At 72.0% G+C, this 24,673-nt stretch carries 18 protein-coding genes and 2 pseudogenes; 9 read left to right on the forward strand and 11 right to left on the reverse strand.

All coding sequences use genetic code 11. The features are described 5' to 3' along the window. Positions 1-49: 49 nt before the first annotated feature. From lpdA to Pflav_RS25305, 4 genes and pseudogenes are all read left to right on the forward strand, one after another. A complete protein-coding gene (gene lpdA / locus Pflav_RS25285) occupies positions 50-1,429 on the forward strand; it encodes a dihydrolipoyl dehydrogenase (protein WP_173038765.1) in 1,380 nt (459 codons plus the stop codon). 39 nt (positions 1,430-1,468) lie between these two features. Continuing rightward, a pseudogene (gene sucB, locus Pflav_RS25290) lies at positions 1,469-3,369 on the forward strand (2-oxoglutarate dehydrogenase, E2 component, dihydrolipoamide succinyltransferase). A gap of 134 nt (positions 3,370-3,503) precedes the next feature. Further along, positions 3,504-4,208, forward strand: a complete 705-nt coding sequence (locus Pflav_RS48950; protein ID WP_377310551.1) for an AfsR/SARP family transcriptional regulator — start codon at positions 3,504-3,506, stop codon at positions 4,206-4,208. A 1,560-nt stretch (positions 4,209-5,768) separates the two neighbouring features. Beyond that, positions 5,769-6,671, forward strand: a complete 903-nt coding sequence (locus tag Pflav_RS25305) for a TIGR01777 family oxidoreductase (protein WP_173038767.1) — start codon at positions 5,769-5,771, stop codon at positions 6,669-6,671. 73 nt (positions 6,672-6,744) lie between these two features. Here the strand turns inward: Pflav_RS25305 and Pflav_RS25310 are convergent, their stop codons facing one another. Together Pflav_RS25310 and Pflav_RS25315 are read right to left on the reverse strand one after the other, a co-directional pair. Then, complete coding sequence (locus Pflav_RS25310) at positions 6,745-7,137, reverse strand: SCO5389 family protein (RefSeq protein ID WP_173038769.1); 393 nt, start codon at positions 7,135-7,137, stop codon at positions 6,745-6,747. A gap of 73 nt (positions 7,138-7,210) precedes the next feature. Beyond that, entirely contained in the window at positions 7,211-8,170 is a 960-nt protein-coding gene (locus Pflav_RS25315) for an ATP-binding protein (RefSeq protein ID WP_173038771.1), read from the reverse strand. Between the two features lie 182 nt (positions 8,171-8,352). Between Pflav_RS25315 and Pflav_RS46215 the strand changes: the two are divergent. Both Pflav_RS46215 and lipB read left to right on the forward strand, forming a co-directional pair. Next, positions 8,353-10,235, forward strand: a pseudogene (locus Pflav_RS46215) (DUF2079 domain-containing protein). A 64-nt stretch (positions 10,236-10,299) separates the two neighbouring features. Beyond that, the gene (lipB, locus tag Pflav_RS25330) at positions 10,300-10,941 is read left to right on the forward strand and encodes a lipoyl(octanoyl) transferase LipB (RefSeq protein ID WP_173038775.1); all 642 of its coding nucleotides are present in this window, start codon (positions 10,300-10,302) and stop codon (positions 10,939-10,941) included. A gap of 56 nt (positions 10,942-10,997) precedes the next feature. On the opposite strand, the gene aspS is transcribed toward lipB, so the two are convergent. After that, on the reverse strand, positions 10,998-12,311 hold the full coding sequence (aspS, locus tag Pflav_RS25335) for an aspartate--tRNA(Asn) ligase (protein ID WP_173038777.1): 1,314 nt from the start codon (positions 12,309-12,311) through the stop codon (positions 10,998-11,000). A 289-nt stretch (positions 12,312-12,600) separates the two neighbouring features. On the opposite strand from aspS, the gene lipA reads away from it, so the two are divergent. Further along, complete coding sequence (gene lipA, locus Pflav_RS25340) at positions 12,601-13,560, forward strand: lipoyl synthase (protein WP_173038779.1); 960 nt, start codon at positions 12,601-12,603, stop codon at positions 13,558-13,560. A gap of 79 nt (positions 13,561-13,639) precedes the next feature. Beyond that, on the forward strand, positions 13,640-14,704 hold the full coding sequence (locus Pflav_RS25345) for a cobalamin-independent methionine synthase II family protein (RefSeq protein WP_173038781.1): 1,065 nt from the start codon (positions 13,640-13,642) through the stop codon (positions 14,702-14,704). A gap of 31 nt (positions 14,705-14,735) precedes the next feature. Here the strand turns inward: Pflav_RS25345 and Pflav_RS25350 are convergent, their stop codons facing one another. Continuing rightward, positions 14,736-17,612 (reverse strand): helix-turn-helix transcriptional regulator, encoded by a 2,877-nt coding sequence (locus tag Pflav_RS25350; protein WP_232071895.1) that lies wholly within the window; start codon positions 17,610-17,612, stop codon positions 14,736-14,738. A 97-nt stretch (positions 17,613-17,709) separates the two neighbouring features. Beyond that, entirely contained in the window at positions 17,710-17,898 is a 189-nt protein-coding gene (locus tag Pflav_RS25355; protein ID WP_173038785.1) for a hypothetical protein, read from the reverse strand. A 144-nt stretch (positions 17,899-18,042) separates the two neighbouring features. Between Pflav_RS25355 and Pflav_RS25360 the strand changes: the two genes are divergently transcribed. Next, positions 18,043-18,732: a DUF4191 domain-containing protein gene (locus Pflav_RS25360; RefSeq protein ID WP_173038787.1), complete on the forward strand. Its 690-nt coding sequence runs from the start codon at positions 18,043-18,045 to the stop codon at positions 18,730-18,732. Here Pflav_RS25360 and menC read toward each other — a convergent pair. From menC to glnA, 6 genes are all read right to left on the reverse strand, one after another. Then, the gene (gene menC, locus Pflav_RS25365) at positions 18,729-19,841 is read right to left on the reverse strand and encodes an o-succinylbenzoate synthase (protein ID WP_173038789.1); all 1,113 of its coding nucleotides are present in this window, start codon (positions 19,839-19,841) and stop codon (positions 18,729-18,731) included. The genes Pflav_RS25360 and menC overlap by 4 nt on opposite strands. After that, the gene (locus Pflav_RS25370; RefSeq protein ID WP_173038790.1) at positions 19,838-20,668 is read right to left on the reverse strand and encodes a GNAT family N-acetyltransferase; all 831 of its coding nucleotides are present in this window, start codon (positions 20,666-20,668) and stop codon (positions 19,838-19,840) included. Before Pflav_RS25370 ends, menC begins: the two co-directional genes overlap by 4 nt. 96 nt (positions 20,669-20,764) lie before the next feature. Next, a complete protein-coding gene (locus tag Pflav_RS25375) occupies positions 20,765-21,316 on the reverse strand; it encodes a CHRD domain-containing protein (protein ID WP_173038791.1) in 552 nt (183 codons plus the stop codon). Positions 21,317-21,437: 121 nt separating this feature from the next. After that, complete coding sequence (locus Pflav_RS25380) at positions 21,438-22,382, reverse strand: sugar kinase (RefSeq protein ID WP_197938740.1); 945 nt, start codon at positions 22,380-22,382, stop codon at positions 21,438-21,440. A gap of 2 nt (positions 22,383-22,384) precedes the next feature. Then, on the reverse strand, positions 22,385-22,906 hold the full coding sequence (locus Pflav_RS25385) for a bifunctional 4-hydroxy-2-oxoglutarate aldolase/2-dehydro-3-deoxy-phosphogluconate aldolase (RefSeq protein WP_232071896.1): 522 nt from the start codon (positions 22,904-22,906) through the stop codon (positions 22,385-22,387). A gap of 289 nt (positions 22,907-23,195) precedes the next feature. Next, on the reverse strand, positions 23,196-24,620 hold the full coding sequence (gene glnA, locus Pflav_RS25390; protein WP_173038793.1) for a type I glutamate--ammonia ligase: 1,425 nt from the start codon (positions 24,618-24,620) through the stop codon (positions 23,196-23,198). Positions 24,621-24,673 lie beyond the last annotated feature (53 nt).

The following is a 24,673-nucleotide window of genomic DNA, read 5'->3' on the forward strand; positions in this document are numbered from 1 at the left end:
GCACCACAGCGTAGGCCCGCGTAGCAACGATGCGACTGGGAGTTGAAATATGAGCGGCGAGACCTTCGACGTAGTGATTCTCGGAGGCGGCAGCGGCGGTTACGCCACGGCCCTAAGAGCCGCGCAACTCGACCTTTCGGTCGTTCTAATCGAAAAGGACAAGCTCGGCGGTACCTGCCTGCACCGCGGCTGCATCCCGACCAAGGCCCTGCTCCACGCGGGTGAGGTCGCCGACCAGACCCGCGAATCCGACGCATTCGGCATCAAGGCCGAGCTGATCGGCGTCGACATGGCGGGGGTGAATGCGTACAAGGACGGGGTCGTCGCCAAGCTCTACAAGGGCTTGCAGGGTCTGATCAAGGCCGCCAAGATCACGTATGTCGAGGGCGCCGGCCGGCTCGTCGCGCCGGACACGGTGGAGGTCGACGGCACCCGTTACACGGGTCGCAACGTCGTGCTGGCCACCGGTTCGTATTCGCGCACGCTTCCCGGCCTGGAGCTGGACGGCACCCGGGTCATCTCCAGCGAGCACGCGCTCAACCTCGACCGCGTCCCGACCTCCGCGGTCGTGCTGGGCGGCGGCGTGATCGGCGTCGAGTTCGCCAGCGCGTGGCGCTCGCTCGGCAGCGAGGTCACGATCGTCGAGGCGCTCCCCCGGCTGCTCGCCGCCGAGGACGAGGACGCTTCGAAGGCGGTCGAGCGGGCATTCCGCAAGCGTGGTATCGGATTCAAGACCGGCAAGCCCTTCGAGAAGGTCGAGCAGACCGACGGCGGGGTGCGCGTCACGATCGCCGGCGGCGAGACGATCGACGCCGAGCTGCTGCTGGTGGCGGTTGGCCGCGGCCCGACGACGGCCGGCCTCGGCTACGAGGAGCAGGGCGTCAAGATGGACCGCGGCTTCGTCCTCACCGACGAGCGGCTGCGCACCAGCGTCCCCAACGTCTACGCGGTCGGCGACATCGTGCCCGGCCTCCAGCTCGCGCACCGCGGCTTCCAGCAGGGCATCTTCGTGGCCGAGGAGATCGCGGGCCAGCACCCGGCGCCGATCGACGAGGCCGGCATCCCGCGTGTCACGTACTCGGACCCCGAGGTCGCCTCGATGGGCCTGACCGAGGCGAAGGCCAAGGAGAAGTACGGCGCCGACAAGGTGCAGGCGTACAACTACAACCTCGGTGGTAACGGCAAGAGCCAGATCCTGCGCACCCAGGGCTTCATCAAGCTGGTCCGGGTGGCGGACGGCCCGGTGGTCGGCGTGCACATGGTCGGCGCCCGGGTCGGTGAGCTGGTCGGCGAGGCACAGCTCATCTACAACTGGGAGGCTTACCCGGCCGAGGTCGCCCAGCTCGTGCACGCACACCCGACGCAGAACGAGGCGCTCGGCGAGGCCCACCTCGCGCTCGCGGGCAAGCCCCTGCACGCACACGCCTGATCAGAGTTTTCCCGCGGAGCCTTGAAGGAGTCTGGAAAGATGCCGGTATCCGTCCCTATGCCCCGCCTGGGGGAGAGCGTCACCGAGGGCACCGTCACTCGCTGGCTTAAGCATGAGGGCGACCGCGTCGAGGTCGACGAGCCACTGCTCGAGGTCTCCACGGACAAGGTCGACACCGAGATCCCGTCGCCCGCCGCCGGCGTGCTGACCCGGATCGTCGTGCAGGAGGACGAGACCGCCGAGGTCGGTGCCGAGCTGGCCGTCATCTCCGGCGAGGACGAGGGCGCGGGCCAGGCACCGCAGGAGGCGCAGCCGGCCGCCCAGGAGGCGCAGCCAGAGCCGGCGCCCCAGCAGCAGGAGCAGCAGCCGGTCGCGCAGGCCCCGTGCAGCAGACCCCGGTGCGGGAGGAGCCCGCGCCGCGGCAGCCGGAGCCGGCGCCCGCGCAGGCCGCCGCCCCGCAGCAGCAGCCGAGCGGCCAGGGCGAGGCGTCCGAGCAGGGTGGCCAGCCGGGCGAGAGCGGCGGCACCACGGTCGTGAAGATGCCGGCGCTGGGCGAGAGCGTCACCGAGGGCACCGTGACCCGCTGGCTCAAGCAGGTCGGCGAAAACGTCGACCTCGACGAGCCGCTGCTCGAGGTCTCTACCGACAAGGTGGACACCGAGATCCCGTCGCCGGCCGCCGGCACGCTGCTTGAGATCCGGGTGCAGCAGGACGAGACCGCTGACGTCGGCGCCGAGCTTGCCGTGATCGGCTCCGCTGGTACGCCCGTCGAGGGTCACGCGGCCGAGTCCGCCCCCGCCCCGACCGTCGAGGCGGTCAAGGCGGAGAGCACGCCCGTGCCGCCGCAGCCGCAGCGCGCCCCCGAGCCCGCTCCGCAGCCGTCCCAGCCGGCGCCGGCCCCCGCCCAGGCGGCCCAGCCCGCTCCGGCCCCCGCCCAGCCGCAGCCGGCCGGCGCCGGAGCCCGTACCGCGCAGGCCAACGGCGGCGACACCGCGTACGTGACGCCGCTGGTTCGCAAGCTCGCCAGCGAGCACAACGTCGACCTCGGCTCGCTCAACGGCACCGGCGTCGGCGGCCGCATCCGCAAGCAGGACGTGCTGGAGGCGGCGGAGAAGGCCAAGGCGGCCGCGGCCGCAGCAGCGGCGCCAGCCCCCACACCGGCCCCGGCCGCGGACCAGCCGGCTGTGGCGGCCGCGATCAGCGAGCCGAGCCCACTGCGCGGCCACACCGAGAAGCTGACCCGCATCCGCGTCTCGATCGCCAAGCGGATGTACGAGTCGCTTCAGTCGTCGGCGCAGCTCACCACCGTGGTCGAGGTGGACGTCACGAAGGTCGCCCGGCTGCGCCAGCAGGCCAAGGGCACGTTCCAGCAGCAGCACGGCGTGAAGCTCTCGTTCCTGCCGTTCTTCGCGGTGGCCGCGGTCGAGGCGCTCCGGCGCTACCCGATCGTCAACGCCTCCATCGACCTCGACGCCGGCACCGTCACCTACCCGGACGGTGAGCACCTGGGCATCGCGGTCGACACCGAGCGCGGCCTGCTGGTGCCGGTGGTCCGCGACGCGAGCGACCTCAACCTGGCCGGCCTGGCCCGGCGCATCGCCGACCTGGCCGAGCGCACCCGCACCAACAAGATCAGCCCGGACGAGATCTCCGGCGCCACCTTCACGATCACCAACACCGGCAGCCGTGGCGCGCTCTTCGACACCCCGATCGTGCCGAAGCCGCAGTCCGCGATCCTCGGCACCGGCGCGGTGGTCAAGCGGGCGGTCGTGGTCGACGACCCCGAGCTCGGCGAGGTCATCACGCCCCGCTCGATGTGCTACCTCGCGCTGTCGTACGACCACCGGATCGTCGACGGCGCCGACGCGGCCCGCTTCCTGTCGGCCGTGAAGGAGCGGCTGGAGGCCGGCCACTTCGAGGCCGACCTCGGTATCGCCTAGACAGCCAGGGACAACCGCGACGCGCGGGGCCTACGGAAGATCGCATCTTGCTGACACCGGCCGGGTACGCGCTGCGGCTGGCCGACGGCGAGCTGGACGAGGCCGGGTTCATCGAGCTGGCCGGGCGGGCCCGGGTGGCCGGCGACCCGCGCGAACGGGTCGCGCTGCTGGCGGACGCGCTGGCGCTGTGGCGCGGCCCCGCGTACGCCGACCTGCGCGACTGGGCCTTCGCTCAGGGCGCCGCCACCCGCCTGGACGAGCAGCGGCTCACCGCCGTGGAGGACCTGGCCGAGGCCCGCCTGGCGCTGGGCGAGCACAGCGTGCTCGCCGACGAGCTTGGCGAGCTGGTGGCCGCCCACCCGCTGCGCGAGCGGCTCCGCGCGGCCCACCTGCGGGCGCTGTACCGCGGTGGGAGGGCCGGCGAGGCGCTGGCCGGGTACGAGGAGCTGCGCCGCCGGCTCCGCACACCTGCTGGGCGCCGCGCCCGGGCTGCGCGTGCTGGCCACCAGCCGCGAGTCGCTGGCCGTACCGGGCGAGACGCTCTTCCGGGTCGCGCCGCTCGACCCGCCCTCGGCGGCCCAGCTCTTCGCCGCGCGGGCAGCCGCGGCCGGCACCACGATCGACCCCGACGACCCGGCCGTGGCCGCGATCTGCGCGCGGCTCGACGGGCTGCCCCTCGCGCTGGAGCTGGCCGCGACCCGGGTGCCGGCGCTGGGCGTACGCGTGCTGGCCGGGCGGCTCGACGACCGCTTCCGCCTCCTCGCTGCCGCCGGGCGGGGCGTGCCGGACCGGCAGCGTACGCTTCGCGCGATGATCGACTGGAGCTGGGAGCTACTTGACGAGCCACAGCGGGCCGCCCTTGTCGGCCTGGCGGTGCAGCCCGGCGGCGCCACGGTGGAGGCGGCCGAGGCGATCTGCGCTGGGCCCGACGTGCCCGAAGTGCTTGCACAGCTCGTAGAGCGCTCGATGGTCGTCGCCGAGCGGAGTACCGCCGGCGACGTCCGGTACCGGCTGCTGGAGACCGTGGCCGCGTACGGCCTGGAACGCCTCGGCGGCGACCAGGCACCCCTCGTACGGCGGGACGCCTACTACGCGGATCTGGCCGAGTGGGCCGAGCCCCGCCTGTACGGCCGTGGGCAGCGCATTTGGCTGGAGCGCCTCGACCTGGAGGCACCCAACCTGCGGGCCGCGCTCGACGGTGCTGTCGAGCGCGGGGACCGCACGCTCGCGCTGCGCCTGGTCAACGCGCTGGCCTGGTACTGGTACCTGCGCGGCCGCCACCGTGAGGGGCAGCGCTCGACCGCCCGTGCGCTTGCCGTCCCGGGTACCGGCGGCGACGCGGCGCGGGCGTCCGCCTGGGAGACCGGGTTCGCGATCATCGCGGGCGACGGGGGCCTGGACCGCGACCTGCCCGAGGGCGGCGACGCCCGGGCCCGGTGGTTCCTCGCCCACGCCCACCTGCACTTCGGCGACGTGCCGGCCGCCGACGAGCTTGTCGAGCGGGCGCTCGCGGAGTTCCGCACAACCGGCGACCGCTGGGGCGAGGCGGCCGCGCTGGCCAGCCGTACGAAGCGGGCCAGCTTCCGCGGCGACGTGGCCGAAGGCGTCCGGGACGGCGAGCGGAGCCTCGCCCTCTTCACCGAGCTCGGCGACCGCTGGGGCCGCCTGTACGCCGGTGACCAGCTCGCCTACCTGGCCGAGATCGCCGGCGACTACGCGACCGCGGGCCGGCTGCATCGGGACGGGCTGCGCGCGGCCGAGGATCTTCGACTGTGGACGGACGTGACGTACCGCCTCGCCAGCCTCGGCCGGCTCGCGCTGTTGACCGGCGACCACGACCGGGCCCGGGAGTTCCACGAGCGGGCGATGCGGCTGGCGGCGCAGCAGTCCAACCGGTTCGCCGAGGAGTTCGCGCGCATGGGGCTGGCCCAGCTTGCCCGCCGTACCGGCGACCTCGACGGCGCCGAGGCACACCTGCGCACGATCCTGGCCTGGCACGAGCGGCTGGCCGCCGACTACGGGCGGCCGTTCTACGGTGTGACGCTGGTGCTGGCCGAGCTCGGCTTCGTCGCCGAGGAGCGGGGCGACGCCGGGCTGGCCCGGTCGCTGCACGAACGCGGGCTCGCCGCCGCCCGCGAGATCGGCGACCCGCGCGCCGAGGCGCTGGCCCACGAGGGACTTGCCGGTGCGGCCGCCCTGACCGGCGATCGCCGAGAAACCTGGTCCCACCTGACCGAGGCGATCCGCCTGCGCGAGTCGGCCCGCGCCCCGCTCCCGCCGGCTGAGCGCCGCGACGTAGAGCGAGCCGTGACCCGCTCCTTAAGGCGTTGATCAGGGAGTTCGTGGAGAGAAACACCGACAAAGTCCCTGATCAACGCGTACGGGGGAGGATGGGTCACATGCGGGTTGTCATCTCGGGCGCTTCAGGCTTTCTCGGGCGGCGGTTGGCCCAGTGGTTGACGGAGAACGGGCACCAGATCAGCCGGCTCGTGCGGAGGACGGACGCGGGGCCGGGCGAAATCCCGTGGGACCCGAAGGCCGGCACCCTCGACCCGGCCGCGCTGGCCCCGCACGACGCGGTGGTAAACCTCTCCGGCGCCAACATCGGTGACCACCGCTGGACCGACCGGTACAAGCAGGTGTTGATCTCCAGCCGCGTCGACACCACCGGCACGCTCGCCCGCACGCTGGCCGCGCTCCCCGCCGACGGGCGGCCGGGCGCGCTTCTCAACATCGGCGGCATCAACCTGTACGGCGACACCGGCGACACCACGGTCGACGAGCAGGCCCCGCCGGGCACCGGGTTCCTCGCCGACCTCTGCAAGGTGTGGGAGGCGGCCACAATGCCGGCCGAGGACGCCGGGGTACGGGTGGTGCGGCTGCGCAGCGGCACACCCCTGCACCGCGACGGCGGCTACCTCAAGCCGCAGATGCTTCCCTTCCGCCTGGGTATCGGCGGGAAGCTGGGCAGCGGCCGGCAGTGGATGCCGTGGATCTCGATGGTCGACTGGCTGCTGGCCGTGTCGTTCCTGCTGGAGCGGCACGACATCGCCGGCCCGGTCAACGTGGTCGCCCCGCAGCCGGTGCGGAACTCCGAGTTCACCAAGCAGTTGGGCGCCGCCCTGCACCGGCCGGTGATCATGCCGATCCCCACCTTCGCGCTACGCGTCCTGCTGGGCGAGATGGCTCCCGATACCCTCGCGAGCGTGCGCGCCCGGCCGGGCGTACTGCTGGACGCCGGCTTCACGTTCCGGCGGCCCGGCGTGCGCGAGGCGTTGGAAGACGCGCTCTACGACCGCTGAGCAGCGGCGGGACCGCCGCGGCGACCGTGTGGTCCACGGTCGCCGCGGCGGCATGCGCCGAAACAGGAACAGATCAGCAATCACGCAGTTCGGGAGACTGGTTGCGGATCTGGGCCACCGGCGAGATGAAGTCCTGGTACGGCTCGCCGCCGACCGCGGACAGCTTGAACGCGGCCACCCGGTGGCAGTTCTGGAACGCCAGCTTCACGCCGAAATGCCGCTCCAGCCCGCCCCGGATCGCGTCGCTGGCGAGCGCCCGCAGCAGCTCGCCGCGCTCCTTCTCGCTCGGTGGCGGGACGGCGTGGTCGGCGAACTCGCCGGGTGTCGTGGCCGAGCGGGCGGCGACGTCGGAAACGACCGCCCAGGCGTACGGCAGCGACTCGCGCACGCAGGCGACGAACTCGGCGTCGTCGACCTGGCCCCGTTCCGCGCGCTCCAGCAGGGCGGCGGGTACGTCGAGGGACATTCTCTCTCCTTAACTCTTCTGGGGCGCTGCCGGCCGCTTCGCGGACGCCAGCGCCGCCTACTGTCTGGGTGACTCAGCGGACCAGCGTCTGTGGCCCAAGCACGAACTCCGGGTCGACCTGGCCGGCGAGGTCCTCGCCCACCTTGTCGTTGGCCCAAGCGGTCGCGTTGCGCAGGTGAAACTCCACCGCCTGGCGGGTGTAGGTGGCCCAGTCCTTCGGACAAACAGCGACGGCTTCACGCATCGCGTCCAGGGCATCACGATTGGCAATCTCCAGTGTGGAGAGCGGCTGGGGCCGGCCCCGCTCGGCCGCCTTCACGTACGCCGAGCGCCCCACCCAGGTCAGCAGGTCGTCGCCGACGTGCGCACGGAGGAAGTCCACATCGGACTCGTCGTCGACCTTGTTGCCCACCACGTACACCCGCACGCCGAAGTCCCGCGCGTAGCCGACGTACTGCCGGTAGACACCCACGCTGCGCAGCGTCGGCTCACAGACGATGAACGTGGCGTCGAAACGGGTGAAGAGACCGGACGCGAACGAGTCGGCGCCGGCGGTCATGTCCACGACGGCGTACTCCCCCGGGCCGTCGACAATGTGGTTGAGCAGCAGCTCGACCGCGCCGACCTTGGAGTGGTAGCAGGCCACGCCCAGGTCCTCGGTCGCGAACGGCCCGGTCACCGCGAGCCGGATGCCGCCGACCTCGCGTACCAGCGCGTCGTAGATCGGGTTGGCACCGGTGATCGACAGCAGCCGCGAGCCTCGCCCGGGCGGCGTGGTCTTGACCATGGCCGCGGCCGAGGAGATCCGCGGGTTGCTCCCCCGCAGGTACTCCTTGATGCCGGCAAGGTGGTCGCCGAGCGCGGGCAGCAGCACCGCCTCGTCCTCGCTGGCGCCGAGCGCGGCGGCCAGGTGCTGGTTGATGTCCGCGTCGATGGCGAGCAGCGGCGCGCCGCCGGCGGCCAGATGGCGGGCGAAGAGGGCGGCCAGCGTGGTCTTGCCACTGCCGCCTTTCCCGACAAGGGCGATTTTCACGGTACGGGACTCCTTGGGCCGTCTTTACGTTGCTTGTATTGGATGTCATTTCCAATAGCGGCGCAAGCATTATCGGGCGTGTCGGCTACCGAACCTTTTTCCACCTCCCGTCACGGTCTGTCCTGACGCGCGGGCGCCGCGCAGTTCAGGTTGAAAAAGGTTCGTTGGTAGGGTGACGGGCCGTGACGCTGACCGAGCCTGTGGCCGCACCCACCGACCCGCCGGGCACCTCGCGCCGCCGGCCGGACCTGGTGGTCGCGGCGCTCTCGCTCGGGCTCGCCGTGCTGGTCACCGCCGGCCTCTGGGCCGACCCCAACCACCGCACCATCAAGGTCAACTCCAGCGACCAGGCGCTCTTCGAGTGGCTCCTGGCGTTCGGCGCGCATGCGCTCACCCACGCGGAAAACCCGCTCTTCACCCACCTGATGAACGTCCCCGACGGGGTGAACCTCGCGGTCAACACCTCGATCACCGTGTACGCGGTGCTCTTCGCCCCGCTCACGCTGCTGGCCGGGCCGCAGTGGTCGTTCGTGGTGATCCTCACGCTCAACCTGGCCGCGACCGCGTTCGCGTGGTACCTGCTGCTCTCCCGCGCGTTCCGCCTGCCGGTGCTCGCCGCGGCGGTGGGCGGGCTCTTCTGCGGCTTCGCGCCGGGCATGGTCTCGCACGCCAACGCCCACCTCAACTGGACCGCCGGGTGGCTCGTGCCGCTGGTGGTGTGGCGGGTGTTCGCGCTCCGCGAGCCGGGCCGGTGGCGGCGCAACGGGCTGATCCTCGGCGTGCTGGTGGCGGTCGCGTTCTCGATCGCGGCCGAGGGGCTCTTCTTCACCGCGCTGGCCTGCGGGGTGTTCCTCGGCGTGTGGGCGTTCTCGCGGCGGGCCGAGGCGCGGGCGGCCCTGCCGACGTTCGTACGCGGGCTGGCGGTCACCGCCGGGGCGGCTGTGTTGCTCCTCTCGTACCCGCTGTGGCTGCACTTCTTCGGCCCGCAGCGGTTCCACGGCACGGGCTTCGACCCGAAGGTGCACAACGAGGACCTGGCCGCGTTCGCCGCGTTCCCGGAGCGGTCGCTGGCTGGGATCGCCGGCTTCGGCACGGGCTTGGCACCAAACCCGACCGAGGAGAACTCGTTCTTCGGCCTGCCGCTGCTCGCGCTCGTGGTCGTCTGCTTCGTGCTGCTGTGGCGGCGCACGGCCCCGAGGCTGGCGAGGTCCGGTCCGAGGAGCGCAGCGACGAGGCCGGACCGAGCCGGCCTCGGGGCCCAGCGCGAGCGGAGCGAGCGCAGTCAAACACAGATGCGGGCCGGCGGGCGGTGCTGCGCGCGCTGGCGGTCACCGCCGGGGTGTTCTTCGTACTGTCGCTGGGGCCGGAGCTCAAGGTCGACGAGCGGCTGACCGGGGTCCCGCTGCCGTACGCGGCGCTGGGCGGCCTGCCGGTCTTCAACGCCGCCCTCCCGGCCCGGCTGGCGCTCGTGGTGATGCCGCTGATCGGGCTGGTGCTCGCGTACGGGCTGGCCGCCCTCGGTCCGCGTCCGGCGCCGGCCTGGCTGGGCGCCTTCGCGGTCGCGCTGCTGCCGCTCGTGCCGGTACCGCTGCACACCTCGGAGTACGAGCCGGTCCCCCGGTTCATCACGTCCGGCACCTGGCGCGAGTACGTCCAGGATGGCGGCGTCCTCGCCCCGGTACCGCCCACCTCCGACGTGCTGCCGGACGGGCAGCGCTGGCAGACGTACGCGCTGGCGCACGGGCAGGGCGAGTTCCGTATCCCGGCCGGCTTCTTCCTCGGCCCCGGCGGCCCGGACGGCAAGGGACGGATCGGCCCGGTCCCGCGCCCGTCGGCCGACCTGCTCTTCGAGGTGGCGCGCACGGGTGTCGTACCCCCGATCACGGACGCGGACCGGGCGGCGGCGCGCGAGGACCTGCGCTACTGGGGCGCGGAGGCCGTGGTGCTGGCCGACCGGGTACACGGGGCGAAGTTCCCGGCCCACCCGGAGGCCCTGCTGCGCGCGACGACCGAGCTGCTCGGCCCACCGCAGCGGGTCGACGACGTGTGGCTGTGGCGGGTGTGACTCCCCACAGACGTGAGCAGAGACACGCAGCGATCGGCCCCCCACCTGGGTCTACGCTGAATGGGTGACTAGCGCACTCACCGAGCTGCGGCACCGGAAGCTCGGCCGCATCGACTACCTGGCGGCGTGGGATGAGCAGCGGCGGCTGCACGAGGCCGTGGTCGCCGGTGCGGAGCCGGGCACCGTGCTCCTGCTCGAGCACCCGAGTGTCTACACGGCCGGCAAGCGGACCGAGCCGCTCGACCGCCCGATGGACGGCACGCCCGTCATCGACGTCGACCGCGGCGGCAAGATCACCTGGCACGGCCCGGGGCAGCTGGTCGGTTACCCGATCCTCAAGCTGCCCGACCCGATCGACGTGGTGGCCTACGTGCGGCGCACGGAGCAGCTGCTCATCGACGTCTGCGCCGAGTTCGGCCTGGCCACGACGCGGATCGAGGGACGCAGTGGGGCCTGGGTGCCGGCCGACGACCGCGGGCCGGACCGCAAGATTGGCGCGATCGGCATCCGGGTGTCGCAGGGCGTGACGCAGCACGGCTTCGCGCTCAACTGCGACTGCGACCTGGCGGTCTTCGACCGCATCGTCCCGTGCGGCATCCGCGACGCGGGTGTCAGCTCGCTGAGCGCGGAGCTCGGCCGGCAGATCACGGTGGCCGACGTGCTCCCGGTGGCCGAGCGCCACCTGGGCACACTGCTCGCGGAGTAGGCGAGCCGGCCCAGGTGCTCACCCAGGCCGGCCGGCCTCGCGTTACTGACCGCTCGCTACGGGGTCAGCCGGTGGCGGTCACGCGGAAAGGCTGTCACCTCGCGTACGTTGGCGGCGCCGGTGAGCCGGGCCACAAACCGCTCCAGCCCGATGGCAAACCCGCCGTGCGGCGGCATCCCGTGCCGAAATGCCTCCACATAGGACTCGTACGGCGCGAGTGGCTCGCCCCGCGCGGCAAGCGCCGCCACGTAGTCCTCGTACCGGTGCAGCCGCTGCCCGCCAGTCACCAGCTCCACACCCCGGAAAAGCAGGTCGAACCCGTTCGTGTACCCGGGACGGGTCGGGTCTGGGTGCGTGTAGAAGGGGCGCTTGGCCGCCGGGTACCCGGTGACGAACACGACGTCCGACCCGTGCTCGGCAAGCGCCCACTCCCCGACCGCCCGCTCGTGCGCAGGCGCTAAATCTACTGGGCCCTGTTCGTCGCGTCGCGTGCCCGCGACGCGACGAACAGGGCTGGAAACCGAGTCCGGCTCGTCCGGGGGCGCGCCGGCGATCTTCAGCGCCTCGGTGAAATGCAGCGCGGGAAACTCGGCGGGCAGCGCCGCCGGCAGCCCGGTCGCCGCCACCATGCCGCGGATCACCTCGGCGAGTACCGCCATGACGTCGCGGTGGTCCTCGACGAATCCCAGCTCGGCGTCGAGCGACGTGTACTGAGCCAGGTGCCGCCCGGTCTCGTGCGGCTCGGCACGGAAGACCGGCCCCACCTCGTACACACGCTCGAAGACGCCCACCATGACCTGCTTGTAGAACTGGGGCGACTGGGCCAGGAAGGCGGGCCGTCCAAAGTAGTCGATCGCGAATACGTTCGCCCCGCTCTCGGTGGAGCTGGCCACGATTTTCGGCGTGTGCACCTCCACGAAACCCAGACCGTCCAGTGTGGACCGGAAGCCGGCCACGGCCGCCGCGGAGACACGCAGCGCGGACGCACGTGTGGCGTGGCGTAGCGAGAGTGACGCGTGGTCGAGCTGAGTGGGCAGGGTTGCCCCCAGCTCCGGCCGGAAGAGGTCGAACGGTGGTGGCTCGGCGGTCGCTCCGAGTACCCGTACCAGAGGCTCGACCACCTCGACCCCGGCGGGCGCGGCAGCGTTCGCGACGGCCTCGCCGGTGAGCTCGACGGCGGTCTCCTCGCCGACGGCCTCGATCTGGGCACGGACACCGGGGTCGGTGACCACGACCTGGCTGAGCCCGGCGCGGTCCCGCACGATCAGAAACGCCACCGACTTCAGCAGCCGGCGGCGGTGTACCCACCCGGCGAGTCGCACGGTTTCGCCAATGTGGGCAGGCAGTTGGGTGGAAAGGATGCGTTGCATGGGCACCTCCTGGTCATCGCGCAACGCGATCCCCGACTGGGCGCGGGCGAGTGGGGAAACTCGCGGTGCCACCGCGCCTTCACCCCCGAAGGGGCCTCATTCGAAATGCGGCTCTGGAGTGTCTTCGCGCCCCGGCGCCGGGCCACCGTCACAGCTGCGGGTGGCTCTCTCGGCCGGCGGATTTCGGGGCGGTACTTGGTTCCGTCGTCGCCGCTCACGACACGCTAGCAGGACAAACCGGTGGTGGGTATCACATAAAGCGCAGCGTGAGGCTCGTCGCCTAGTGTTCATGCGTGACCACAGCGAGCGTAGTCTCGGATCTGTGACCATCGCTCCAGAGGGACGGCGCCTGCTGCGCATCGAGGCGCGCAACGCCGAGACGCCGATCGAGCGCAAGCCGCCGTGGATCAAGGTCAAGGCCAAGATGGGCCCGGAGTACACCGAGCTACGTGGCCTGGTCCAGCGCGAGGGCTTGCACACCGTTTGCCAGGAGGCCGGCTGCCCCAACATCTACGAGTGTTGGGAAGATCGCGAGGCCACCTTCCTGATCGGCGGCGACCAGTGCACGCGGCGATGCGACTTCTGCCAGATCGACACGGGCAAGCCGGCCGAGTTCGACGCTGACGAGCCCCGCCGCGTCGGCGAGTCGGTCGCCACGATGGGCCTGCGGTATGCGACGGTCACCGGCGTCGCCCGCGACGACCTGCCGGACGGCGGTGCCTGGCTGTACGCGGAGACGGTCCGCCAGATCCACAAGCTCCAGCCCGGCTGCGGTGTCGAGCTGCTGATCCCCGACTTCAACGGCGACCCCGCCCAGCTCGGCGAGGTCTTCGACGCCCGGCCCGAGGTGCTCGCCCACAATGTCGAGACGGTGCCGCGCATCTTCAAGCGCATCCGCCCCGCGTTCCGCTACGAGCGCTCGCTCGACGTGCTCACCCAGGCCCGCGCGGCCGGCCTGGTGACAAAGTCCAACCTGATCCTCGGGCTGGGCGAGGAGCGCCACGAGATCTCCCAGGCTCTGCGCGACCTCCACGAGGCCGGCTGCGAGCTGGTGACCATTACGCAGTACCTGCGACCCACGCCGCGCCACCACCCCGTGGAGCGCTGGGTCAAGCCGGAGGAGTTCGTGGAGCTGATGGAGGAAGCCGAGCAGATCGGCTTCGCCGGCGTGATGAGCGGCCCGCTGGTCCGCTCGTCGTACCGCGCTGGTCGCCTCTACCAGCAGGCCCTGGACGCGCGCAACGCCTGAGGCGCACTGTCACGCTGAGATACCACTTTCGGACGAAGCGTGTTGAGGAAGGCTCATCGAGGACACTAGATTTCTCGCCATGAGTCTCCCGACCGAGCCGATCGGAAGCATCCCAAGGTCCCCCGCCCTCCTCGCCGGCATCGCCGACCACGCCGCCGGACGGATCGACAGCGAAGCCCTCGACAGCCTGTACGACGACGCCCTGCGCGACACGATCGCGACGCTGGAGTCGCTCGGTTCGCCGGTGGTCACCGATGGCGAGCAGACCAAGCCCTCCTTCTTGACGTACCCCCTCGCCGGACTCGACAACCTGGCGCCGGACGGCGCCGTCATCCCGTTCGCCGACGGCCACACCCGGCAGCTGCCTCGGCTCGCGAAGGGCCCGTTCCGTTACGGGGCCCGCTCCGGCGAGTACCTCGCCGCCGCGCGCCGGTACGCCACCGTCCCGGTCAAGCAGGCGGTCATCTCGCCGTCCGCGCTGAGCCTCCTCTACCCGCAGGACCCCATCCCGGGGTACAGCCGCGAGGAGTTCCTCGACGACCTTGTGGACGAGGTGGAGGCGGACATCCGCGGCGCTCTGGACGGCGGCGCGCACACGGTCCAGATCGACTTCACCGAGGGGCGCTTCTCCCTCAAGCTCGACCCGTCGGGCGGCGTGCTGCGGTCGCTGGTCGAGCTGAACAACCGGGTGCTCGCCCGCTTCACGGACAGCGAGCGGGCGCGCATCGGCGTACACACGTGTCCCGGCGGTGACCAGGACTCCACGCACAGCCTCGACATCGACTACACCGCGCTGCTGCCTCATTTGTTCGCGGTAAACGCCGGCGTCTTCTACGTGCAGCTCGCCAGCGAGGCAGACCCCGATCGGGTGCTCGCCACGATCGCCACCCACCTCCGGCCGGACCAGCGGGTCTTCGTCGGCGTCACCGACCCGATCGACCCGGTGGTGGAGACGCCCACCCAGGTGCGCGACCGGGTGCTCCGGGCGGCCGAGCACATCGCCCCGGACCGGCTGGGCACCTGCGACGACTGCGGCTTCGCGCCGTTCGGCGACGACACGTCCACCTCGCGGGAGACCGCCTTCGCCAAGGTGCGGGCGCGCGTCGAGGGCACGGCTCTGGCCGCGGAGTCACTTGGCGCCTAGGCGCCGATACCGTCCTATATGGATCGTGGGGCTACTGGCGCTCCGCCAGTAGCCCCAGGCGGTGGGCGACCGCGGCGGCCTCGACCCGGTTTGCCACCGCGAGCTTGGCGATGATGCGGGAGACGTGGACGCTGGCCGTCTTCGGCGAGATGAAGAGCTGCTCGGCGATCCGCCGGTTGCTCAGCCCTTCGGCCACCAAGCGCAGCACCTCCTGCTCGCGCACCGTCAGCAGCTCCGGCTCGTCGGGCGCCGAGTGGCTCGACACCCGCACCCCGACGCGGCGGGCGAGGGTGTCCAGCTCCTCGCGCAGCGGGGCGGCGTGCAGGTCGTCGGCGATGCAGCACGCCTCCTCGACGGCCTCGCCGACCAAGCCGCGATCGCCCGCGGCCGCGGCGGCTTCGGCCAGGCCCAGCAGGGTGCGGGCCAGCGGGTACGGCTGGCCGTCCGTCCGCCAGGCCGCCACCGCCTCCCGCCAAGCGGGCAGCGCGTCGGGGCCGGTGGCGAGGACCGCGCGGGTCTCCGCGGCACTGGCCCGCTGCGCCGGCTGGTCCGCGGTCAGTGCGGCCATCGCCGTGCGGACCCGCTCGGCCAGCACCGCGTCGCCGCCCAGGACGGCGGCACGGGCGGCGGCGGCCATCAGCGGCCAGCTGTGCCGCGGGAACTCGTCCAAGCGCGGCACCCCGACCGCGATCCCCGCCGCCTCGACCGCGCCGGCCAGGTCGCCACGCCGGAGGGCGGACTCGACGCGCAGCTCGTGCAGCGGGATGGCGAGCTGGAGCTCCAGGTAGGGCCGGCCGAGGAAGCTCACCGCCCGGGCCAGAAGCTCGTCGGCGCCGGGGTGGGCGCGGGCCAGGCGGAGGTGGGCCCGGATCTGTAGCCAGTGCAGGCCGAGCGTGCCGGGCGGGTCGATGCGCGCGGTCTCGGCGCAGAGCGCGTCGGCCTCGTCCCACCGGCCCAGCGCGAAGAGCGCCTCGGCGTGGTTGGAGAGCAGGAACGCCCCGGTCGAACGGCTGATGCCCACCCGCTTGGCCTCGACCGTGCCGTCGGCGGCGCTGCGCGCGGACTCCGCGTACTGCCCGATCTCGAAGAGCACATCGGAGATGTTGACCAGCGCGTGGACCAACTGCGGCACATCGCTGGTGCGGCGGGCCACCTCTTCGGCCTTGCGCAGCTCGACAAGCCCGGCCGCGGCCGAGATCTCGTGCGTGCACACCCGGCCGAAGGCGAGTGTCGCCGCGACCTGGGCCGCCGGCTCGCCGAGCGCCTCGGCGTCGGCCAGGGCCTCGCGGGCGATCCGATTCCCTTCCGCCAGGCCGACCTTGCCCAGGTGGGTGGCGACATTGGCCAGGATCTGGACCCGCTCGGCTCCGTTGGGCACGTCGCGGACCAGCTCATAGGCACTGCGGAGCTCGGTCGCGCCGTCGCTCTTGCCGAGCACGCGCATCAGCCGGCCGCGGCGCTCCAGCATGCGCGCGGCGCGCAGCGGCTCGGCGTCCCTGTCGATCTCGGCGAGCGCGGCGCGGGTGAGGCTCATCGCGCGGGGGTAGTCGCCGGCCGTGGACGCCGCCAGCAGCGTCTCCTCCAGCAGTGCGAGGTGGTCCATGGCGAGCCGGTCGGCGGCGTCGGGCACCTGCTCCCACAGCTCCAGCACCCGCTCGAGCAGCCGGCTCTTCTCCGCGTACGCGTACCGCTTACCGGCCGCCGTCGCCGCCGCCCACGCCGAGGTGAGCGCGCGGGGGTGGTCGTGTGCCTGGTACCAGTGGTGGGCGATCTCGGCCGGTGCGCGGTCGGCGCCGACGAGCTGGGGCCGGACCTCGATGGCCGCCGCGTACCGGGCGTGCAGGCGGGCCCGCTCCCCGGGCAGCGAGTCCTCGTGCACGGCCTCGCGGACCAGCGCGTGCCGGAACTCATAACCCCCGTCGGTGCCGGCGACCAGCAGCTGGGCGGCGACCGCGGTGCGCAGCGCGTCTTCGAGGGAGTGGTCGGGCACCTCGGCGACCTCGACGAGCAGGTCGTGGCCGATCCGGGTGCCCCCGGCCGCGGCCAGCCGCAGCACCCGCTGCGCCGCGTCGGGCAGCCGGTCGATGCGGGCCAGCAGGAGGTCCCGCAGCGTGTCGGGCAGGTCGCTGCAACCGTCGGGGTCGCTCGATGCGGCCAGCTCCTCGACGAAGAACGGGTTGCCCTGCGAGCGGTTGTAGACGTTGTCGACCAGGGCCGGACGGGGCTCGGCGCCGAGCAGGTCGGCGAGGATCTCCATCGTGCCGTCGCGGTCGAGCCGGTCGAGGTCGACGCGCTCGACGCCGCGGGCGCGGTCGAGCTCGGCCAGGAAGGGCCGCAGCGGGTGGCCCCGGTGCAGCTCGTCCGAGCGGAACGTACAGATCAGCAACGCCTGGGCGGTGCGCGCCGAGCGGATCAGGAACGCGATGAGGTCGCGTGTGGAGCGATCGGCCCAGTGCAGGTCCTCGATGACAAGGACCAGCGGGCGCTCCCGGGCCAGCCGCCCGAAGAGGCCGGCGACAAGCTCGAAGAGGTATCCCCGGTTGGCGTCGACGAGACCTTCGGGACCTGCCGGGCCCAGCTCGGGCAGCAGCCGGGCGAACTCGTGCTCGTGCCCGTCGAACGCGGCCGAGCCGTCGCGCCGGTGCAGGTCACGCAGCGCCGCCACGAACGGCGCGAACGGCAGGCCCTCCTCGCCGAGCTCCAGGCACTGTCCGGTGAGGACGCGGACGCCGTCGCCGAGTGCAAACCGCCGGAACTCCTCGACGAGCCGGGTCTTGCCGATCCCCGCCTCGCCGCCGAGCAGCACGGTCGTCGGCTCGTCGCCGCGGGCGCGCTTGAGCGCGTCGCGCAACGCCGAAAGATCGGCGTCACGACCAACCAGGACGGAACTTGTGGCTCGGGCGGTCACGAGATCGAGCATGACACGCCCTTCCGACATCCATCAGTGATTAAGCGGGTGGCCGAATCCGGCCCGCCCCCGTGGCGGGCCGGATTCACGGCGGGTCTCACGAGGGCGCCGGAGCGCGCGTCGCGGCCCCGTGCTGGCGCCGCCCGGAACGGGACCACCAGTGCGGCTCAGGTCCGCCGCCGCGCACGACGGCGCGGGCCAGGCGTACCCGGTCGGCTTCGGCGAACAGCTCGGCCGAACGGTGACGGTGAAGGGTCAGTGCGGAGTGCGCGTCGGGATTCGTCATGACAGTTACTCTCCGCGCGAAGGCAGGGCCGCCGCATGGGTGCGATTCCCCATGTTGCGGATGAGCGGGGTCCTTAGCCGGGGCTGCGGCGGCAGTGCGGGGCCGTAAGGTACTTACCGCGCGCGGCCCTTTAGACTTCCTGACATGGCAAAGCCCGAGGAGAAGGTCTCATTCGGCCAGCGGCTGAAGCAGATCGGGATGGTTTTCTCGTTCACCGCCAAACGCGACAAGTGGTTCGCACCGCTGGTCGCCGGCGCGGTGCTCATCCCGCTTGCGCTCACCGCGGTGGCAGTGATCACCTGGGGCTGGCTGTGGCTGCCCGTGGGCATCCTGCTCACGCTGCTCGCCGTGCTCATCGTGCTCAACCTGCGGTCCAACGCCGCGATGATGAACGCGGCGGAGGGCCAGGTGGGCGCGGCCGCCCAGCTTGTGGAGAACATGCGCGGCGACTGGCGAGTGACCACCGCCGTGAGCTCGACCACGCAGATGGACATGGTCCACCTGGTGCTCGGCCGGCCGGGCGTGATCCTGCTGGCGGAGGGCAACCCGCAGCGCGTGCGCAGCCTGCTCGGGCAGGAGAAGCGGCGGCTGGCCAAGGTGATCGGCAACGCCCCGATGTACGACTACATCGTCGGCACCGGCGAGGAGGAGCTGTCGATCCGCAAGCTGCGGACCACGCTCATGCGCCTGCCCCGCAACCTCAGCGGCAAGGATGTCAACGCGCTCGACAAGCGCCTCACCGCGCTGTCCGCCCGCCCCAACCTGCCCAAGGGCGCGATCCCCAAGAACATGCGCCCGCCGAGGGGTGCCTCCCGCCAGATGCGCGGCCGCTAGGGAGCGATCTTCAGCCACTCGGTGGCGGTGGTGTGCTCGCGCAGCGCGTCCGGATCGGGCACCACACCCAGGCCGGGGCCGGTCGGCACGCGTACGTGCCCCTCCTCCAGCACGAACGGCGCGGTGATGTCGCGCGCGAAGTACCGGTCCGAGGCGGACGTGTCGCCGGGCAGCGTGAAGTTGGGCAGCGCGGCGAGCGCGACATTCGCCGCCCGCCCGAGGCCGGTCTCCAGCATCCCGCCGCACCACACCGGCACGCCGTGGGCGGCGCAGACGTCGTGCACCCGGCGGGCCTCCAGGTAGCCGCCGACCCGCCCGGGCTTGACGTTGACGATCGCGGCGGCGCCCAACGCGATCGCATCCGCCGCCGCGCGGGCCGAGGTGATCGACTCGTCCAGGCAGACCGGGGTACGGATCAGGCGTGCGAGGGCGGCGTGCCCACGTACGTCGTCCTCAGGCAGCGGCTGCTCGATCAGCAGCAGGTCGAACGGGTCGAGCCGGGCCAGCTGCCGGGCGTCGGCCAGCGTGTACGCGGTGTTGGCGTCGACCTGGAGCAGCACGCCGTCACCGAAGCGCTCGCGCACGGCGCGGACCGGCTCGACGTCCCAGCCGGGCTCGATCTTGAGCTTGATCCGCAGGTAGCCCTGGCCGAGGTAGCCGTCGACCGCGTCCAGCAGCGCGGGGATCGAGTCCATGATCCCCACGGAGACGCCGGCCGGTACCCGCTCGCGTACCGCGCCGAGGTAGCCGCCGAAGGAGAGCCCGGCCGCCCGGAGCTGCGCGTCGAGCAGCGCGGTCTGCACCGCCGCCTTCGCCATCGGGTGGCCCTTGATCTCGGCGAACAGCGGCTCGACCGCGACCGGGTCCGGGCTGGGCAGGGCGGCGACGGCGGGCGCGAGGAAGCGGCGGACCACCTCGGCGGCGCCGTCCACGTACTCGCTGGAGTAGCGCGGCTCGGACATCGCCGCGCACTCGCCCCAGCCCTCGGCCTCGTCGGTCACCACGCGCACGAGCAGCACGTCCCGCTCGTGCTCGGTGCCGAACGAGGTCCGGAACGGCGCCACAAGCGGCATCGCGACACGCCGCAGCTCCAGGCCCGTCAACTTCACGAGTCCTCCAATACGTACCAGCCGTCACGAGTCACGCCGGCGACCGTGTAGCCGCGCTCCATCGCCGCGGTGACCGCCTCGCGCAGCGCGTACCGCCAGCGCTTGGCCAGCGGCGGGTCGGTGCGGCGCAGCGCCTCGACGTCGGGCGGCGCGGCCACCAGCAGCCGAGGGCCGCTCGCCGCCGCGACCGGCACCGGGGCGCCGTCCTCGTCTCGCCCCAGCGCCACGACACCACCGGCCGGGTCGACCTCCTGGGGCTCGCCACCGGCCGCGGCGGTCGCACCGGGCGAGGTGAGGTCCCAGCGCACGTACATGCGGTCGCTCGGGCCGCCGACGTTGGTACCGAGGTCCATCTGCCCGTAGAAGTCCGGCAGGTAGGCGGTGATCCGGGCGCCGAGCTTGCACAGGTTGAAGTACGCGTTGCGGCGGACCAGCGGGTCGTACGTCCAGCACACCGTGGGCAGGCCCCGGTCGAGCGCCCAGGCCCGCTGGTGCAGCTTCATGACGTACCCGAGGCCGGAGCCCTGCCGCCCCGGCTCCACCCCGGCCACGTGCGAGTGCAGGTGGCCGGCGCCGAGGAAGGCGACGGCAGCGCCGAGCAGCTTGCCGTCCCGGTACGCGCCGACGACGTAGTTGCCAGAGTGGGAGAACGCCCGCATGAAGCCGGCGTTGACAAGCTGGTCGGGCGAGTCGGCGTCCCAGACGCGCTGAAGCAGCTCGGCGGCCGCCCGCTGCTCGTCCACCTCGGAGAGCTCCAGCACCTCTACACCGAGCCGCTCCGCGGCACCAGTGGCCGCTAACCGCGCCTCGTCGGCCGGCGTGCTCATCGCCCTACGGTACTGATTCGCGCCGGGAATGTGATCAGGGCGTCCCCTGGAAGTCGCCGCCGCGACCCGGGGCACGCCCTGATCAAGAACGGTTTGTCAGTGGTGGTCGTGGTCCAGCTGGGCGCGGATCTCGCCGCCCGGGTAGAGGGTGCTGTGGACGTTCACGTACGTGGCCCCGGCCCGGATCGCGTCGACAAGTTCCGTGAACTGCCCGGCCGTGATCCCCTGGCCTGTCGGGCCGATCACGTCGCCCGGCCGGATGGTGCCGGTGACGTTCGCCGGTGCGGGTGGGCAGGCCTGGGTACCGGCCGGCCCGTTACCGAGGTTCGTGCACAGGAATACGCTGATACCGCCACTTTGCGCCTTGCCTCCAAAGTGGATGTGCGCCTGCGTGACGGTGCCTTCGAGAGCGGTGTAGCTGAGCCGGTACGTGATCTCCTGGGCCCGCTCGTTGATCTGGGCGCGGAATTGGCCCGAGCCGGTCGTGGAGAGGACGAGCGGATCTTCCTCGTACCCGGAAAGCCGTTCCTGGATGGCGTTGCCACCCCGCGGGCCGTCTCCGCCCGCGAGTGCGGCGCTCCCGCCCACGGTGGTAACTACGACAGTCGCGATGGCGATCGCCAGGAGCCGTACGTGTCTAACCTTCACGTCTTGCCTCCGTCCGTAGCGTGCGTGCCTATTGGCAGGCCACGCGCCACGACGGGGTCAGGTTCGGCTCGTTCGCATCCTGCGAAACAGCAGATTAGCCGCTCAACCTGGTCGAACGCTCTTATCTGAGCGTCGTACCGGGGACCGCGTCCAGCAGCCCGAGCTCGGCGCGGGTGGGCAGGCCTTCCCAGTCGCCCCGGGAGGCCACCGCGAACGCCCCGGTCGCCACCGCCCGGTCCAGCCGCCCGGCCACGTCGGCGTCGTCGAGCAGGCCGGACAGGTACCCAGCCACGAACGCGTCGCCCGCGCCGACGGTGTCCACGACCGGCACTCGGCGGGCCGGGCGGTCGACGGTCAGGTGGGGCCGGTGCGCCGAGGCGCCGTCGCCGCCCCGCTTGATCACTACCTCGCTCACGCCCGCCTCGAAGAGCGTAGTCAGCGGGTCGGCACCGGGGTCGACCAGCACCGGAAGCTCGTCCTCGGAGGCGACCACGATGTCGACGCTGGACAGCAGCGGCCGGAGGGTGGCCGCGGCGCGCTCGACGCTCCACAGCCGGGCCCGGTGGTTGACGTCCAGGCACACCGTGGCCCCGACCGTCTTCGCCTGGGCGACCGCGCGCGTCACCGCGTCCCGCGGCCCGTCGCCGAGGGCCGGCGTGATGCCGGTGACGTGCAGCACCCGCGGCGTCGCGCCCTCGAACGCCGCCGCGGCCTCCGCCTCGGACAGCCGTGAGCCGGCCGAGCCAGAACGGTAGTAGCTGACCCGCGTCAGGTCGGCGACCCGCGGCTCGAAGATGATCAGGCCGGTCGGCGCTTCCGGTGCGACCCCGCAGGCGGACACGTCCACGCCCTCGGCCCGCAGCGTACGCAGCACCAGCGCGCCAAGCTCGTCGGCGCCTGTCACGCCCACCCAGCGGACGGCGTGGCCGAGCCGGGCCAGCCCGATCGCGACGTTCGCCTCCGCGCCGGCGATCGAGAGGGAGAGCTGCCCGCCAAGGCGCAGCGGCCCACCCGCCCGGAAGGCGGCCATCGTCTCACCAAGCGTCAGGACATCGACACCGCCCATGTTCATACCACGACCGCGACCGCGTCCAGGAAGCGTGCGGCCCGCTCCGCCAGCCCGGCCAGGTCGCCACCGTGCGGGGCGTCACCGAGCAGCGGCGAGCCGACGCCGACCGCGATCGCGCCGACGGACAGGTATTCGCGGGCCAGCTCCGCGTCGACCCCACCAACCGGGACGAACGGTACGTCCGGGAAGGGGTCGCGGAGCGCCTTCAGGTATGTCGGGCCGCCCACCGACGCCGGGAAGAGCTTGACCGCGGCGGCGGCCGCACCGGTAGCGGCGATCACCTCGGTCGGGCTGAGCGCGCCGACCAGGGCCGGCAGCCCGAGCCGGGTCGCCTCCTCCACGCCGGGCCCGTAGCCGGGAGTCACCACGAACGAAGCCCCCGCCTCGGCCGCCCGCATCGCGTCGACGGCTGTACAGACCGTGCCGGCGCCGAGCGTCACCTCCGGCCCGAGCTCGGCGCGCGCCCGCTCGATCACGGTCTCGGCACCCATCGTGGTGAGTGAGACCTCGACCAGCGGCACGCCGGCCTCGACAAGCGCGATGACGCTCCGGGTGGCCGCGTCCGCGTCCCGCCCCGGACGATCGCGACCAGCCGGTGCTGCTCCAGCAGTCCCCTCAGGTCCACAAAGATCACCCTAGCGGCCCCAGCCCGCGCGCTGCGCGCCCCAGGCCTGTTGATCAGGGAGTTCGTGGGCGTGTCGCCCGGCGCGCCTCTACACAAGGTCCCTGATCAACCGCGTGGCCCGCGGCGAGAAACGTGAAGGCCGGCGCACCCTAAGGTGTGCCGGCCTTCACGACCCGGACTTTCGGTCAGACGTTGTAGTACATCTCGAACTCGTGCGGCGTCGGGCGGAGGCGGACCGGGTCGACCTCGTTCTCCCGCTTGTACGAGATCCAGGTCTCGATCAGGTCAGGCGTGAAGACGCCGCCCTCGAGCAGGAAGTCGTGGTCGGCCTCGAGCGAGTTGAGCACCTCGGGCAGCGAGCCGGGCACCTGCTTGACGCTGCCCCACTCCTCCGGCGGCAGGTCGTACAGGTCCTTGTCGATCGGCTCCGGCGGCTCGATCTTGGTCTTGATGCCGTCGAGGCCGGCCATCAGCATGGCCGAGAACGCCAGGTACACGTTGGCGGACGGGTCCGGCACCCGGAACTCGACCCGCTTGGCCTTGGCGTTGCTGCCGGTGACCGGGATACGGGTGCAGGCGGAGCGGTTGCGCTGCGAGTAGACCAGGTTGACCGGGGCCTCGAAGCCGGGCACCAGGCGCCGGTACGAGTTGACCGTCGGGTTGGTGAACGCCAGCAGCGACGGCGCGTGGTGCAGCAGACCGCCGATGTACCACCGGGCCATGTCGGACAGACCCGCGTAGCCGGTCTCGTCGTAGAACAGCGGCTCACCGTTGAGCCAGAGGCTCTGGTGGGTGTGCATGCCGGAGCCGTTGTCGCCGAAGAGCGGCTTGGGCATGAACGTCGCGGTCTTGCCGGCGGCCCAGGCGGTGTTCTTCACGATGTACTTGAAGAGCTGGAGCTGGTCGGCGGCGTGCAGCAGGGTCGAGAACCGGTAGTTGATCTCGGCCTGGCCGGCGGTGCCCACCTCGTGGTGCGAACGCTCGACGGTGAAGCCAGCGCCGATCAGGTTGACCACGATCTCGTCGCGCAGGTCGGCGTAGTGGTCGACCGGCGGCACCGGGAAGTAGCCACCCTTGTAGGCGGTCTTGTAGCCCTTGTTGCCGCCCTCTTCTTCGGCGCCGCTATTCCACGCGCCTTCGATCGAGTCGATGTAGTAGTACGCCTTGTTGGCCGCCGTCTCGTGACGGATCGAGTCGAAGATGTAGAACTCCGCCTCGGGACCGAAGTACGCGGTGTCCGCGATGCCGCTGGCGGCGAGGTAGGCCTCCGCCTTCTTCGCGACGTTGCGCGGGTCACGCGTGTAGGCCTCGCGCGTGAACGGGTCGTGGATGAAGAAGTTCAGCGCGAGAGTCTTCTGCGCGCGGAACGGGTCGATGTAGGCGCTTGCGACATCCGGCAGCAGCAGCATGTCCGACTCGTGGATCTGCTGGAAGCCGCGGATCGACGAACCGTCAAAGGCAAGGCCGTCGGTGAAAACACTGTCGTCGACTGACTCGACCGGGGCGTTGAAGTGCTGCATCACACCCGGCAGGTCACAGAACCGCACGTCGACGAATTTCACGCCCTCGTCTTTGAGGTACCGAAGGAGTTCCTCGGAATTGGCGAACAACACGTCCTCCTGGCACGTCGCTGAGCTATAACGTCGCTGAGCTTAAAGGCGGC

This window comes from Phytohabitans flavus (assembly GCF_011764545.1).
GTDB lineage: Bacteria > Actinomycetota > Actinomycetes > Mycobacteriales > Micromonosporaceae > Phytohabitans > Phytohabitans flavus.

Bases quoted from the DNA above. Each gene is read 5' to 3' on its own strand.
- Pflav_RS25370 (WP_173038790.1), bottom strand. From the start codon at position 20,668: ATGAGCACGCCGGCCGACGAGGCGCGGTTAGCGGCCACTGGTGCCGCG.
- Pflav_RS25345 (WP_173038781.1), top strand. From the start codon at position 13,640: ATGAGTCTCCCGACCGAGCCGATCGGAAGCATCCCAAGGTCCCCCGCC.
- Pflav_RS25380 (WP_197938740.1), bottom strand. From the start codon at position 22,382: ATGGGCGGTGTCGATGTCCTGACGCTTGGTGAGACGATGGCCGCCTTC.
- lpdA (WP_173038765.1), top strand. From the start codon at position 50: ATGAGCGGCGAGACCTTCGACGTAGTGATTCTCGGAGGCGGCAGCGGC.
- Pflav_RS25310 (WP_173038769.1), bottom strand. From the start codon at position 7,137: ATGTCCCTCGACGTACCCGCCGCCCTGCTGGAGCGCGCGGAACGGGGC.
- aspS (WP_173038777.1), bottom strand. From the start codon at position 12,311: ATGCAACGCATCCTTTCCACCCAACTGCCTGCCCACATTGGCGAAACC.
- lipA (WP_173038779.1), top strand. From the start codon at position 12,601: ATGCGTGACCACAGCGAGCGTAGTCTCGGATCTGTGACCATCGCTCCA.
- Pflav_RS25305 (WP_173038767.1), top strand. From the start codon at position 5,769: ATGCGGGTTGTCATCTCGGGCGCTTCAGGCTTTCTCGGGCGGCGGTTG.
- Pflav_RS25355 (WP_173038785.1), bottom strand. From the start codon at position 17,898: ATGACGAATCCCGACGCGCACTCCGCACTGACCCTTCACCGTCACCGT.
- Pflav_RS25360 (WP_173038787.1), top strand. From the start codon at position 18,043: ATGGCAAAGCCCGAGGAGAAGGTCTCATTCGGCCAGCGGCTGAAGCAG.